Raw genomic sequence first — 13872 nt, 5'->3', positions numbered from 1 at the left:
AAAGCCTCCGGGTGGAGGCATTTGAATATCCACTTATTCCTTCGCGATTGGGGTGGCAACGAGGTCGGGTTTTGTCTCACCCTGAATCGTTGCGATCCTGTTCTCCACCTCTTTCACCTGATCCTGGTTATGAAGCAGGGTATAGGTGAGATCGAACTGGGTACTTGCGCCAGGTTGCAGTTGCTTTACGCGTTTCTGCTCGCGTTCAATCGTGACCGGGTAGGCGTAGCTGGTGCCGGGTTCAATACCCGTGACATAGCCTTGCTTCAGCGTGTCGGTATTTTTCCACAACGTCAGAACCGGCAACTGGCGAGTATCAAACTGAATTGATGCCCCTTTATCACCCGCTTTGTTGACCACCGCAGCAAGCGTCTGGTGATCTTTGTCAGCCAGTGGCGTGATATTAAAGACCATCTCATCAAATCCTTTTGTCGGACCGGCATAGGTTTGCCAGCCGTTCAGACCCGCTTTGGCGTAATCGTTGAATGGACTCACGCTGGCGGCCGGAGCCAGGAAGCGAGCGCCTTCTTCAAGGATCGGCGTGCCAAAATTGCTGTGGTAGATGATTTGATAGTCGTGCGGGTAGTCAGCATGGTTGGTAAGAACATCATGCAGGCTGAACTGGTTGCTTCCGGGAACATAACGCAGTTCGGTCATCGTTTGCAGATCGGCTTTTTTGAAGGTGCTCTCTTTAATCAGACCGCGAACGCGGATTTCATGCGGTGCCGCATCAGCGACCTCGACTTCAACCTGAGATACCGGCGTATTCCCCGCCTTACCGTGCAGCGTGTAAATCTGCCCGTCCGCTGTCACCGGGTGGCCTGTCCACTCATAGCCGCAGCGAACCATCATTTCGTTGAAACCTTCCAGCCAGCCGAGTCCATTTCGACTTTCCAGATTGATAAATGCCGGGTTAACGACCTCTTTAACCGGAGAGTCCCAGCCCAACTTTGACCCAAAACCCTCAACACGCAGTAAATTCATACCACGGGTTGGACTCAATGTTATTGTCAGGCCATTTTTACTGCTAATAACAATGATTTTACTGCCTTCCTGCTTACCGCCGTGGAGAACTTTTTGTTCAATGCTGAAGTTCGGCCCTTTAGCGTTCAGCTGATCATTCGAAATTCGCCAGTTTCCTTTTTCCACACCGCTTTCAGCGCTTGTGAGCACCCATGTTTTAGCCGAGACATGACCCGAAATCAGTACTGCAACCACCGTCAACGCCAGTTTAATTTTCATCTTTATCCCTTTTTGCTGAAACGATTATTTTGGTTCGTCAGCAAATCTAATGTTTCAAGGGGAGGGGAAATGTGATGCGGTTCACTGGTGAGAAAATAACGAGTATTTAACCTGAGAAATGAGATTTAACTCTCCTGTATGCTTATCAATTAAGCAATATTTGCATGGAAAGTGTGAAGTAAAAGTGTTTGTGCCTTAACGATTCAGCTTCTCAGGCAATAAAAAACCCCGCCGACGCGAGGTTTCAGGACAATGCTAAGCTTTATAGAATGCTAAGCAATCATTATGCTTTCAGTGCGTCCAGCGCAGCGGTGTAATCCGGCTCGGTGGTGATTTCATTTACCAGTTCGCTGAAAACAACGTTGTCGTTTTCGTCGATGACCAGAACCGCACGTGCCGCCAGGCCTTTCAGAGCACCTTCAGAAATGCCAACGCCGTATTTCTCCAGGAAATCAGGGCTGCGCAGGGTAGACAGGGTGATGACGTTGCTCAGACCTTCAGCACCGCAGAAGCGAGACTGGGCAAACGGCAGGTCAGCGGAAATGCACAGCACCACGGTGTTGTCCATTTCTGTTGCCAGTTGGTTGAACTTACGCACGGATGCAGCACAAACGCCGGTATCGATGCTTGGGAAAATGTTCAGGACTTTGCGCTTGCCAGCAAACTGGCTCAACGTGACGTCAGACAGATCTTTAGCCACCAGCGTAAAAGCCTGCGCCTTGTTACCCACCTGCGGAATGGCACCTGCAACAGAGACCGGGTTGCCCTGGAAATGAACGAGTTGTGACATAGATATCTTCCTGTTTACATATAGTTAACGTCGGGGCTAGTGTATGCCATCCGCGGATAACACGGCAAACCAATTTTTATGCCTTACCGGGCTGCAAGGAGTCAGTGATGAGAAGCGTAAAGGTCTATGAAGAAGCCTGGCCATTGCATACCCCGTTTGTGATCTCCCGAGGCAGTCGCAGTGAAGCCTGCGTCGTGGTGGTCGAAATAGAGGAGGACGGCATTAAGGGGGTTGCTGAATGCACGCCTTATCCTCGTTACGGTGAAAGCCTTGCTTCGGTAATGGCCCAGATCATGACCCTGGTGCCCGATCTGCAAACGGGTCTTACCCGCGAAGCGTTGCAACAGCGGCTGCCCGCTGGTGCAGCGCGCAACGCGATTGACTGCGCGCTGTGGAGCCTGGAGGCCGCGCAGCGGCAGACAACCTTGCCCTCACTCCTGGGGATTACGTTGCCGGGAGCAGTGGTGACCGCGCAGACGGTCGTAATCGGTGAGCCAGAACAGATGGCGGCTAGTGCAAAAGCGCTCTACGACTCCGGCGCGACGTTATTAAAGATTAAGCTCGACGATCGATTAATCAGTGAACGGATGGTGGCCATTCGTTCGGCAGTGCCGCAGGCAACGCTGATTGTGGATGCGAATGAATCCTGGCATAGCGAGGGACTGGCCGCACGCTGTCAGCTGTTGGCCGATCTTGACGTAGCCATGCTTGAACAGCCCTTACCGGCGCATGAGGATGCTGCACTGGCGAATTTCATTCATCCTCTTCCTGTCTGTGCGGATGAAAGTTGTCACACCCGCGACAGCCTGGACAGCCTTAAAGGCCGCTATGAGATGGTTAATATCAAGCTCGACAAAACGGGCGGATTAACCGAAGCGCTTGCGCTGGCGAATGCGGCGCAGGAGCAGGGGTTTACCCTCATGCTGGGATGCATGTTGTGCACATCCAGGGCGATTGGCGCGGCGTTACCGCTGGCAAATCAAGTGCGTTTTGCCGATCTCGATGGCCCGACATGGCTGGCGGTTGACGTCTCACCAGCGCTGAATTTTACCACGGGCGTGCTTCACCTCTGAGGCTCCCACCGCAGAAGTTCTGTCATCGCCTTGAGATACTTTTCGCTGGCTTCATCAGACGAAATGGGCGGGAATTCTGCGGTGATACAATGCAGCCCGAGGTCAGCGCACCAGCTGCCGAACGAGCCTGGTGTTTCGTAACCCACGCTGGTCACAAGCGGAAGGGCAAATGCCTCAGCCACCCACTGACCCAGCGCCGTATGGCGCGGATCTTCAATACAGGCCAGCGGATCGTGGAACGAGACAACCCAGGCCGGGTGGATCTTATGAATGAGCTGGCATAACGCCTGCGTCTCCGGCTCCGAGCCGGGGGTGTCTCCCGTGAGCAGGACCACATCACGCTCTTCGGCGGAGCTGTTCCAGCGATACACCGTCTCACCGGCGCGCCAGTTTGCTGCCGGAAAATTACGGTTTAGGTCAATCCCCCTCGCATTGGCACGCAACCCAAGCTGACAGCCATCCGGATTAACGGTCAAAATCACGTGATGACGCCGCAGTTCGGGAGTCAGTGTCCTCAGCGCACACGACAGCGTGACAATGGATGAATTCTCATCGCCGTGCGTACCGGCAATGATCAGACCGCTATTACGATCGGCCTCCGGGGCAGGAAACCAGATCAAAGATGCACCAAAAAAAGAACGGCCATATTGCTCAGCGCCAGGCGGAAAAGCACCACGTTGCGCTCTTGGTCGGGTGATTGTCATACGAAATCCTGATAGAAATGTCTCTACTGGCAGTGTTGTGCAAAACTTGCTGTTTATCAAATAGTTTCCGTATAAGCGGAAAATTGCCAGATATCAACTTTCCGGATGAAGGTATTTGCTTTTCTCATTTGTGAAACAAATAATTACGCATCTGCTGGTTATCTGAATTCAATCAAGGGGATCTTATGAAGCATCCTGTTTCGCGTCTCTGTACTGCACTCTGGCTGTGCGGACTTTCTTCACTTTCGTACGCTGCTGATGTGCCGCAGGGGACTGTTCTGGCGCAAAAACAGGAACTGGTGAGACACATTAAAGACGAACCGGCTTCGCTCGATCCGGCTAAGGCCGTAGGTTTGCCTGAAATTCAGGTGATCCGTGACCTTTATGAAGGCCTGGTGAATCAGAATGAAAAAGGGGAACTGACCCCCGGCGTGGCAACGCGCTGGCAGAGCAACGATAACCGCGTCTGGACCTTCACGCTGCGAGATAACGCCCGATGGTCTGACGGCACGCCCGTGACGGCGCAGGATTTTGTCTACAGCTGGCAGCGTCTGGTTGATCCAAAAACCACCTCACCGTTCGCGTGGTTTGCGGCGCTGGCGGGTATCAACAACGCGCAGGCGATTATTGATGGTAAAGCCACGCCTGATACGCTTGGCGTTACGGCCGTCGATGCCAAAACGTTGCGGGTACAGCTGGATAAGCCGCTGCCCTGGTTCAGCAACCTGACGGCTAACTTTGCGTTTTATCCAGTCCAGAAAGCCAATGTTGAGAGTGGTAAAGAGTGGACGCGTCCGGGCAGCCTTGTTGGGAACGGTGCGTATGTGCTGAAAGATCGTGTGGTCAATGAGAAGCTGGTGGTGGAGCCGAATAAACACTACTGGGATAACGCCAAAACGGTGCTGAAAAAAGTCACTTTTGTGCCCATTAACCAGGAGTCTTCAGCCACAAAACGTTATCTGGCGGGCGATATTGATATCACCGAGTCATTCCCAAAAAATATGTATCAAAAGCTGCTGAAGGATATTCCGGGGCAGGTGTATACGCCGCCGCAGCTGGGCACCTATTACTATGCGTTCAACACGCAGAAAGGCCCAACGGCTGATGCCCGCGTGCGCCTGGCGCTGAGCATGACAATCGACAGGCGTATTATGGCGGAAAAAGTGCTGGGTACAGGTGAGAAACCAGCCTGGCACTTCACCCCTGACGTCACGGCAGGTTTTACGCCGGAGACATCGCCTTTTGAGCAGATGTCGCAGCAGGAATTAAACGCACAAGCAAGGACGCTTTTGCAGGCGGCAGGTTACGGTCCGCAGCGTCCGCTAAAGCTCACGCTGCTGTACAACACATCAGAAAACCACCAGAAAATTGCCATCGCCGTGGCATCAATGTGGAAGAAAAATCTGGGTGTTGATGTCAAATTGCAAAACCAGGAGTGGAAAACCTACATTGACAGCCGCAACACCGGAAATTTTGATGTGATCCGCGCGTCGTGGGTAGGTGATTACAACGAGCCGTCGACGTTCCTGTCGCTGCTGACCTCAACCCACAGCGGCAATATTTCCCGCTTCAAGGACCCGGCTTACGACAAGGTTATCAATCAGGCGACGCTTGAAACCACCGAGAAAGCGCGCAACGAAGATTACAACATGGCGGAAAAAATCCTGACCGAGAAAGCGCCGATAGCCCCGATTTATCAGTATACCAATGGACGTTTGATCAAGCCGTGGGTGAAAGGTTATCCGATTAATAACCCCGAAGACGTAGCCTATAGCCGGACGATGTATATCGAAAAACACTAATCATTGCTTCCCGCTAAACCTGAGCTGGCGCTTACAGCGCCAGTTTTTTATGCTGCAAGGTATTAAACGAGCCTTACGGCGTTTCAATGGTGGGATACAGGCTATTTTCAAAATAGGCGACCAGCACCCAAATTTCACCACTAAAAATAAACCACAAACCAAATATAATAAGGCAGAGAATAATTAAGGTGAGGAGTATTTCTGTTTTTCCCATCTACGCGATTACCCACCTGAAGTCTGTTTCAGCCCTGGCTGGGATTCTAACGGGGCTTTCTTCACAACTCCAGCTTCATGCGGCCAGCACTTTATTGCGACCGTCATTTTTGGCGCGGTAGAGCGCATCATCGACACGTTTGAACAGGTCATCAATACTTTCGCCCTGGTTGTGTCGCGCAACGCCAATGCTGACGGTGAAGCGAGGCAATCCAGGAATTGTAATGTGCGCTACCGCGGCGCGAATGGTTTCCGCTATCTGCATCGCGGTTTCAAGCGTAGTTCGCGGCAGCAGGAGCACGAACTCCTCGCCACCCCAGCGGAAAACGTAGTCATCGGGACGGCTGCAGGCTTCCAACATGCGCGAAAGCGAAATGAGTACCTCGTCACCCTTAAGGTGTCCGAAGAGGTCATTGATGTTTTTGAAATGGTCAGTATCTACCAGCATCAGGCTAAACTGCTGCTGGGCCGGGAGGTGAGAAAGCGTGGTTTGCTCTGTGATGTTGTAAAACTGCCGGCGATTAAGCAGACCGGTCATTGAATCACGCAGGGCGGCATGTTCCAGCTCCTGCTCGAGCCGCTTTTGTTCAGTGATATCGTGAATAATGCACAACATCAGCTTATCGCCGTAGATCTCAATCGGTCCGGCGTAGGTCTGCACGTGTCGGGTCGAACCATCCGCCAGTCGATGGACAAAATTAAGCGGTTTATGTCCTCCGGGCAGGCTGGCGATCTCCGTCATAACAGGCAAAATGTCGCGCCCAAGCGTGTTGATTTCCCAGGTATGTTTACGGCTCATTTCCTCATGGGTGTAGCCATAAAAATTAAGCGCAGCCAGGTTGGCGTCAACAATGTGGCCATCACGTGCCGTATCGATTAACAACATTGGTGCGCTGTTAGTAAGAAAAAAGCGCGCGTAGAATCCCTGTTTTTTTCGCTGATAGGTTGCTGAACGGCTGGCTTTAAGCCCGGAAGGCGCCTGCTGCGAAAGCCCCTCAAACACAATCACATCACCATAAGGTGCCAGATGCGTAAGCGTCAGACGACAGCTCAGCGTACTCTCTTGATTGTTTCGCCAGACGGTGAGTATTTCGACGATATCCAGTTCGCTTTTAAGATCGGGAACATACATTGAGAGAGCGGTCTGTGCATTAGCGGAATAGATCCCACCGCGCATCTCGGCCAACGTTCTATCACGCATAAGTTTAGTTGCCGCAGTATTGGCAAATATAATATTTTCTGCGACGGGTGAAATCAGCCACACCGGGTTTTTAATAACATTCAGCGCATCGAAGCAATATTGCGACATAGGGAATTCCTGTACATCGGCACGGTATACCTGACGATCACGCCGGAATTGACTCGCGTGGGCTCCTTTGAAACATACCTTACTTAATCACATCAGGCGTGGTTTTTTTGTGAAATAAAAGGTGATTCAGCCTGAATTTTACCGATTGGTATAATCTGTGTTGCAGACGTTTTTTGCAGCAGGAGCCACGGAACCTGTTCTGCAGGTAAAGGGCGGGAGTACAGGAACCCCTGGAGATAATCACAACCCAAACTCACCAGCATTGCCTTCTGCGCTTCGGTTTCAATTCCTTCTGCTACGACATTCATCTCCAGAGTCCGGGCGATGGTAATTATCGTTTCCACAAGCTTTCTGCTTTTCTCATTTTCAAGCATTGAACTGACAAAACTTTTGTCGATTTTCAGCTCTTTCGCCGGTAAGACGCTGAGCATGAGAAGATTCGAATAACCCGTGCCAAAATCATCTATCGAAACGGTAATTCCGGCCTGGTTGAACGCGGTGAGCAATTCAATGCTGCGATCGAGGTTTTTTAGCGCCGTGCTTTCCGTCACTTCAAGGATCAACCGGGAGGGGGCCAGGTCATATTTTTGCAGCATGGACGAGATAACCTGAAAGATATCCTGCTGCTCGAATTGCATCGGTGACAGGTTGAATGACAATGTCCATTGGCTGAACCCCTGTTCAGTCCAGAAGCTCAGTTGTTTACAGGCAGCTTCAATCGCCCAGTTACCAACGGGAATGATCAACCCGGTTTGTTCCAGCGACGGTAAAAAGAGACCAGGCAGTAAAACACCTTGTTCCGGGTGACGCCAGCGTAGCAGGGCCTCAAACCCGTGAATGGTGTTCTCTTCTGCCAGCCAGGTTGGCTGATACCACATTTCAAACTGATCGCGTTCCAGCGCGAGGGATAGCTCCTGCAAAAAGGCAGGCTCAGCCGGAACCGCCGTGGACATCTCGGTACGATAAATGGCCCAGCCATTACGACCTTGCTTTTTGACATTCTGCATCGCCGCATCGGCTTTAAGCTTTAGCTCATGCAGCGTTTCACCGTGTTGAGGATAGAGGCTTACTCCTGCGCTGAGCGTGATAGTTAACGTATGCCCGCTCAGGGAAAGGGGACGGCGGATATCGTCCAGCAGGGGGGAAAGCAGAGCGTTCAGCTTGTCGTCATCGCATTCCGGGACCAGCAAAATGAAAGCATCACCACCCAGGCGTGCCAGCGTCATTTCGCGTGTTAACCGTGCGGTCACGCGATGAGCCACGTTTATCAGCAGTTCATCGCCAACATGATGACCCCATATATCGTTAATCCGCTTGAAATGATCAATATCGAAAAATATCACCGCAAACGGCTTTTTGCTCAGCAGCGCGCTGTGCAGGCAGTCCTGCATCCGTACGTCCATCTGGTGACGATTGGCAAGTCCGGTTAGCACATCAAATCGTGCCTGCAACTCCAGCTGTCGGTTAAGCTGACGCAAATTATCCGTCAGCCGGTTAGTTCGCCTGTGAGAATCTATCAGCGAGATAATTAACATCACACCGAGCAAACACAATGTGGTAACGGAAACCCAAATTGATAATCCCAGCTCGCTGATACCGCCCGGTAATGTGTTTTCCATTTCGTGGAAATGGGCGGCGTTCATTCCGGTGTAATGCATGGCGCAAATGGCTGCAGCCATCACTAACGCAGCCGCAAGGCGGTTGATATATACGCCTTTACGCTTTTCCCGTAAATGGAAGGCTAACCACAGTGCCGCGCCGGAGGCGATGACGGCAATCAGCACCGATAAGAGGACAATGCGACGATCCCAGATAATGCTGCCCTTCAACATTAATGCAGCCATGCCCACATAGTGCATGGAGACGACACCCGTGCTGAGGATCAGGGTAGCGAGGATCAGTCGAAAGGGGGAAAGCGATTTCCCGGGAACGGCGATATTAATAGCAAGCGTAGAAGCAACGACGGCAATACCCAGCGAGCCGACGGTGAGCCAGAGGTGGTAACTCATGATCATCGGCATTTTCATTGACAGCATGCCGATGAAATGCATCGACCAGATCCCGATACCTAAGGTTACGCCACCGGCGATACGCCAGAATAGGGCTGCCTTACGGCTGGCAAGGGGGATTTTACCCGCGCTGTCTAAAGCCACAAATGAGGCGATAAACGCCACCAAATAAGAAATGGCTATTAAAACAGGGTCCCACGATACGTTGAGCATTATGTCATCCCACGCCAAAGTTACGGAGTTATGGATTAATAAAGGATATAAAATATATTAAGCAAATTACTCTTTTAAGTGCGACTAAACAGTATCCCGCTTTTAATGCAATGCCTCTTAAATACGTATGAATATCTATCGCGCGGCGTAAGAACAGAGTATCGCGTACGGAGGGCATAAACCAGAGCGGCAGCATGTCGCGCAATGCATTTCCTGTAAAACCCGCTTTTGTTCTTTCTTAAGTGAAATCACGCTAATCAAACTGCGAAACAACAAACTCGCGCAGATCGTGAGGACAAAGTTATCGTGCAATGCTATAAATTTTAATGCCGATAAAAATATAAAGCCGTAGGAAAATGTATGCTAAGAAATATTAGTGTCAGAACTTTTATTGTCTATTTCCTTTTATGCCTCTTTTTGGTTAATAACGGAGTGATTGCATTGTTTGCTAATGGCGTGTCACTTTTTATTGCCGTGAATACTACACAACTTATCGCACTGATTTTACTTTGGGCGTACATGACAAAATATCTTGTGACGCCGATCAATACTGTGAAAAAAAGCATTGAAGAAGTGACATCGGGCAATCTTGGCGTCTCTATCCCTGAATTTGGCAATAACTGCGCCGGGCGTTTGATTCCAGGGATTAATAGCTTGTCCAGCAACATCGCAACGCTGGTCAGCGAGATCAGATCCTCTTCACAAACGGCTATGACGCTTGCGGAGCAGCTCTCGTCCCGCAGTGCAGAACTGTCGGTAAAGACCGAGCAGCAGTCAGCGTCATTGATCCAGACGGCGGCCAGCATGGAACAAATGGCAGCGAGTACCCGAAACAATGCAGACAATACTCGTTTAGCCAGTGAGCAAGCGAATGCCGCGACGGTACAGGCACAAAAAGGCGGACAATTAATGGGGCAGGTTGCTAACAACATGCAGTCTATAACCGAATGTGCCCTGCAAATGACGGAAATTATTTCCCTTATCGATGGTATCGCTTTCCAGACCAATATTCTGGCGCTTAATGCGGCGGTAGAGGCTGCACGCGCGGGCGATCATGGCAAAGGATTTTCTGTGGTAGCCGGTGAAGTCCGTAATCTCGCACACCGAAGTGCCGAAGCGGCGAAAAATATCAAGTCGCTGATTGACGTGACCAGCAATAACGTGACGCAGGGCGTTAACGTTGTCTCGCAAGCGGAGAGAAATATGCAGGATATCGTGGCGGGTTCGAACAACGTCAGCCGGTTAATGGACGATATTTCAGCCTCTACGTCAGAACAGGAAAAGGGGATTTCGCAGATAACGCAGGCGCTGTCTGAACTGGAGCGCGTGACGCAGAGCAATGTCGCTATGGTGGAGGAGCTCAACGGATCCTCCGATGTGCTGCGTAACCAGGTGATTGAACTGCAAACCCGCACGCGTAATTTCCGGCTTGACCAGAGACATCTCGCGGATGACCCCTCACCGCGACGTCAAGGTTCCCCGATCCCCTCCCTCTGATAAAAAGCCTGGCTTGCCAGGCTTTTTCTTTGATGCGAAAAGTACAATTCCTGAGCGCATTCAGCGCGATGCTGAACATATCTATTGCTTAAGCATGGACGAAAGCTAGACTGACACCGTTAAGATAAAAACGGGAGGCGCTGTGGAGAGCATTAGAGGGTCCGAAGTTAACGTGCCTGACGCAGTTTTTGCGTGGGTGTTCGATGGCCGTGGTGGTGCGAGGCCGCTGGAAGACAACGATGATATTGATAGTGAACATCCCTGCTGGCTGCATTTGAACTACACCCATCCAGACAGTGCCCAGTGGCTGGCATCGACGCCTCTCTTACCCAATAACGTGCGTGATGCGCTCGCAGGAGAGAGCCTCAGGCCACGCGTCAGCCGAATGGGCGAGGGGACATTAATTACGCTGCGCTGCATTAATGGCAGCACGGATGAACGTCCTGACCAACTGGTTGCAATGCGCCTTTATATGGATGAGCGGATGATTGTCTCTACCCGCCAGCGTAAGGTGCTGGCGCTGGATGACGTGGTTAACGATCTGAAAGAGGGCACGGGCCCAACGGATTGCGGCAGCTGGCTGGTGGACGTCTGCGATGCCCTGACCGATCATGCCAGCGAGTTTATCGAAGAGCTGCACGATAAGATCATCGATTTGGAAGACAATCTGCTCGATCAGCAGATCCCCCCACGCGGTTTTCTGGCGCTTTTGCGCAAACAGCTGATCGTCATGCGTCGCTACATGACGCCACAGCGGGATGTGTACGCGCGACTGGCCAGCGAGCGCCTGAGCTGGATGAACGATGACCAGCGTAGAAGAATGCAGGACATTGCTGACAGGCTCGGACGAGGACTGGACGAGATCGACTCCTGTATTGCCCGAACGGCGGTGATGGCGGATGAAATTGCGCAGGTGATGCAGGAATCACTCTCGAGACGAACTTATACGATGTCGCTCATGGCGATGGTCTTTTTACCCAGCACTTTTCTGACGGGGCTGTTTGGCGTCAATCTTGGCGGAATACCCGGCGGAGAATACCACTATGGCTTTACGGCCTTTTGCGTCATGTTAGTGGTTTTGATTGGTGGTGTTGCATGGTGGTTGCATCGCAGTAAATGGTTGTAAATTTACACTTTTTCGGTCAGTTGATTGCTTCTAAACGACATTTTAATTGAGCGAAGTCAATAAACATCGACCCCGCAAGGTGCAATATTACTCCCGCAGGTGAATGCAACGTCAAGCGATGGGCGTTGCGCTCCATATTGTCTTACTTCCTTTTTTTGAATTACTGCATAGCACAATTGATTCGTACGACGCCGACTTAATAGTCGGCTTTTTTTTGCCTGCCGTTCCCCAGCGACTACCCTAAAAGGGTCAACAAAAAAACCTGGAGGAAGAGATGAGCATGCTACTCGCGCTGCAATTCATGAATACACGCCAGTCCGATCCGGTACCCACCGACCCAACGCCGATGCCCGATCCCATCCCACGTCCTCAGCCTATGCCGGACCCGCCGCCTGATGAAGAACCGATTAAAATGTCGCATCCAACCCTGATATCTGCGAGGATACGCGCCATCTGACTGCGAAGATGACCACGAGAGAATACTGTGACCGCTTTTTCTACCCTGAACGTTCTGCCTGCTGCCCAACTCGATAACCTTAACGAGTTGGGATACCTCACTATGACCCCTGTACAGGCGGCTGCGCTGCCGGCCATCCTGGAAGGCCGTGACGTACGCGTGCAGGCAAAAACCGGAAGTGGGAAGACGGCTGCATTTGGACTCGGGCTGCTGCAGCATATTGATGCGGCGTTGTTCCAGACCCAGTCTCTGATTCTGTGTCCGACCCGCGAGCTAGCGGACCAGGTCGCCGGAGAGTTGCGCCGTCTGGCACGTTTTCTGCCGAACACCAAAATTTTAACCCTCTGTGGCGGGCAACCTTTCGGCGCACAGCGTGATTCGTTGCAGCATGCGCCGCACATTATTGTTGCCACGCCGGGACGCCTGCTCGATCACCTGCAAAAGGGGACTGTTTCGCTTGATGCTCTGCAGACGCTGGTGATGGATGAAGCCGATCGTATGCTCGACATGGGCTTTAGCGATGCCATTGATGAGGTGATCCGCTTTGCGCCGCAGGATCGTCAGACGCTTTTGTTCTCAGCGACCTGGCCTGAAGCCATTGCGGCAATCAGCGGTCGTGTGCAGAAGAATCCGTTGACCATTGAAATTGACAGCGTTGATGCTCTGCCTGCCATCGAACAGCAGTTTTTTGAAACGTCGCAGCACGGCAAAATCTCGCTGCTGCAAAAGCTGCTGAGCCAGCATCAGCCTGCTTCCTGCGTGGTGTTTTGCAACACAAAAAAGGATTGTCAGTCGGTCTGCGATGCCCTGAATGCCGCTGGTCAAAGCGCATTGTCTCTGCACGGGGATTTGGAACAGCGTGACCGCGATCAGACGCTGGTGCGTTTTGCTAACGGCAGTGCGCGCGTTTTGGTCGCGACCGATGTTGCCGCCCGCGGTCTGGACATTAAATCGCTCGAGCTAGTGGTTAACTTTGAACTGGCCTGGGATCCTGAGGTACACGTCCATCGTATTGGTCGTACCGCGCGTGCGGGCAACAGCGGTCTCGCCATCAGCTTCTGCGCGCCGGAAGAGGCGCAGCGCGCCAATATCCTTTCTGAGATGCTGCAGATTAAACTGAACTGGGTGAATGCCCCGGGTAATATCAGCATTGTCCCGCTGGAGGCTGAAATGGCGACGCTGTGTATCGACGGCGGCAAAAAAGCCAAAATGCGTCCGGGTGATGTGTTAGGGGCGCTGACCGGAGATATCGGTCTGGACGGGGCGGATATCGGAAAGATTGCGGTTCATCCGGCGCACGTTTACGTGGCGGTTCGCCAGTCGGTGGCGCATAAAGCCTGGAAGCAGCTGCAAAACGGTAAAATTAAAGGCAAAGCCTGCCGCGTTCGTCTGCTGAAGTGACGGATAAAAGCGTCTCAGATATCTCTCTGAGACGCT

At 51.9% G+C, this 13872-nt stretch carries 12 protein-coding genes; 6 read left to right on the top strand and 6 right to left on the bottom strand.

Annotated features, from left to right (window positions below; translation table 11 throughout):
* Positions 1-33 precede the first annotated feature (33 nt).
* The gene (locus N2K86_RS11800; RefSeq protein ID WP_260658729.1) at positions 34-1242 is read right to left on the bottom strand and encodes an aldose 1-epimerase family protein; all 1209 of its coding nucleotides are present in this window, start codon (positions 1240-1242) and stop codon (positions 34-36) included.
* Between the two features lie 283 nt (positions 1243-1525).
* A complete protein-coding gene (tpx, locus tag N2K86_RS11795; RefSeq protein WP_109081325.1) occupies positions 1526-2032 on the bottom strand; it encodes a thiol peroxidase in 507 nt (168 codons plus the stop codon).
* A 107-nt stretch (positions 2033-2139) separates the two neighbouring features.
* Between tpx and ycjG the strand changes: the two genes are divergently transcribed.
* Entirely contained in the window at positions 2140-3105 is a 966-nt protein-coding gene (ycjG, locus tag N2K86_RS11790) for an L-Ala-D/L-Glu epimerase (protein ID WP_260658728.1), read from the top strand.
* On the opposite strand, the gene mpaA is transcribed toward ycjG, so the two are convergent.
* Positions 3096-3809 (bottom strand): murein tripeptide amidase MpaA, encoded by a 714-nt coding sequence (gene mpaA, locus N2K86_RS11785; RefSeq protein ID WP_260658727.1) that lies wholly within the window; start codon positions 3807-3809, stop codon positions 3096-3098. The two genes, ycjG and mpaA, sit on opposite strands and share 10 nt — an antisense overlap.
* A gap of 185 nt (positions 3810-3994) precedes the next feature.
* Here mpaA and N2K86_RS11780 point away from each other — a divergent pair, with 185 nt between their 5' ends.
* Positions 3995-5611 carry a peptide ABC transporter substrate-binding protein gene (locus N2K86_RS11780; protein WP_260658726.1) on the top strand — a complete coding sequence of 539 codons (1617 nt, stop codon included), beginning with the start codon at positions 3995-3997 and terminating at the stop codon, positions 5609-5611.
* A gap of 73 nt (positions 5612-5684) precedes the next feature.
* Here the strand turns inward: N2K86_RS11780 and N2K86_RS11775 are convergent, their stop codons facing one another.
* From N2K86_RS11775 to N2K86_RS11765, 3 genes are all read right to left on the bottom strand, one after another.
* Positions 5685-5825, bottom strand: a complete 141-nt coding sequence (locus N2K86_RS11775; protein ID WP_260658725.1) for an Ecr family regulatory small membrane protein — start codon at positions 5823-5825, stop codon at positions 5685-5687.
* A 75-nt stretch (positions 5826-5900) separates the two neighbouring features.
* Complete coding sequence (locus N2K86_RS11770; RefSeq protein WP_260658724.1) at positions 5901-7133, bottom strand: GGDEF domain-containing protein; 1233 nt, start codon at positions 7131-7133, stop codon at positions 5901-5903.
* Positions 7134-7225: 92 nt separating this feature from the next.
* The gene (locus tag N2K86_RS11765) at positions 7226-9355 is read right to left on the bottom strand and encodes a putative bifunctional diguanylate cyclase/phosphodiesterase (RefSeq protein ID WP_260658723.1); all 2130 of its coding nucleotides are present in this window, start codon (positions 9353-9355) and stop codon (positions 7226-7228) included.
* A 360-nt stretch (positions 9356-9715) separates the two neighbouring features.
* On the opposite strand from N2K86_RS11765, the gene N2K86_RS11760 reads away from it, so the two are divergent.
* The 4 genes from N2K86_RS11760 to dbpA all read left to right on the top strand — a co-directional run bounded on the left by N2K86_RS11760 (position 9716) and on the right by dbpA (position 13836).
* Positions 9716-10852 (top strand): methyl-accepting chemotaxis protein, encoded by a 1137-nt coding sequence (locus tag N2K86_RS11760; protein ID WP_260658722.1) that lies wholly within the window; start codon positions 9716-9718, stop codon positions 10850-10852.
* Positions 10853-10994: 142 nt separating this feature from the next.
* Positions 10995-11978: a zinc transporter ZntB gene (gene zntB, locus N2K86_RS11755; protein WP_260658721.1), complete on the top strand. Its 984-nt coding sequence runs from the start codon at positions 10995-10997 to the stop codon at positions 11976-11978.
* A 301-nt stretch (positions 11979-12279) separates the two neighbouring features.
* Positions 12280-12435 carry a proline-rich small protein YnaL gene (gene ynaL / locus N2K86_RS11750; protein WP_269475491.1) on the top strand — a complete coding sequence of 52 codons (156 nt, stop codon included), beginning with the start codon at positions 12280-12282 and terminating at the stop codon, positions 12433-12435.
* A 27-nt stretch (positions 12436-12462) separates the two neighbouring features.
* Positions 12463-13836, top strand: a complete 1374-nt coding sequence (gene dbpA / locus N2K86_RS11745) for an ATP-dependent RNA helicase DbpA (RefSeq protein ID WP_108417754.1) — start codon at positions 12463-12465, stop codon at positions 13834-13836.
* Positions 13837-13872: the final 36 nt, after the last annotated feature.

Source organism: Enterobacter mori (assembly GCF_025244905.1).
Taxonomy (GTDB): domain Bacteria; phylum Pseudomonadota; class Gammaproteobacteria; order Enterobacterales; family Enterobacteriaceae; genus Enterobacter; species Enterobacter mori_A.
The sequence above is the reverse complement of the archived record's forward strand: the minus strand, read 5'-3'. Positions and strand labels throughout refer to the sequence as shown.

Coding starts and splice junctions, on each gene's coding strand:
- N2K86_RS11800 (WP_260658729.1), bottom strand. CDS start 1,242: ATGAAAATTAAACTGGCGTTGACGGTGGTTGCAGTACTGATTTCGGGT.
- tpx (WP_109081325.1), bottom strand. CDS start 2,032: ATGTCACAACTCGTTCATTTCCAGGGCAACCCGGTCTCTGTTGCAGGT.
- ycjG (WP_260658728.1), top strand. CDS start 2,140: ATGAGAAGCGTAAAGGTCTATGAAGAAGCCTGGCCATTGCATACCCCG.
- mpaA (WP_260658727.1), bottom strand. CDS start 3,809: ATGACAATCACCCGACCAAGAGCGCAACGTGGTGCTTTTCCGCCTGGC.
- N2K86_RS11780 (WP_260658726.1), top strand. CDS start 3,995: ATGAAGCATCCTGTTTCGCGTCTCTGTACTGCACTCTGGCTGTGCGGA.
- N2K86_RS11775 (WP_260658725.1), bottom strand. CDS start 5,825: ATGGGAAAAACAGAAATACTCCTCACCTTAATTATTCTCTGCCTTATT.
- N2K86_RS11770 (WP_260658724.1), bottom strand. CDS start 7,133: ATGTCGCAATATTGCTTCGATGCGCTGAATGTTATTAAAAACCCGGTG.
- N2K86_RS11765 (WP_260658723.1), bottom strand. CDS start 9,355: ATGCTCAACGTATCGTGGGACCCTGTTTTAATAGCCATTTCTTATTTG.
- N2K86_RS11760 (WP_260658722.1), top strand. CDS start 9,716: ATGCTAAGAAATATTAGTGTCAGAACTTTTATTGTCTATTTCCTTTTA.
- ynaL (WP_269475491.1), top strand. CDS start 12,280: ATGAATACACGCCAGTCCGATCCGGTACCCACCGACCCAACGCCGATG.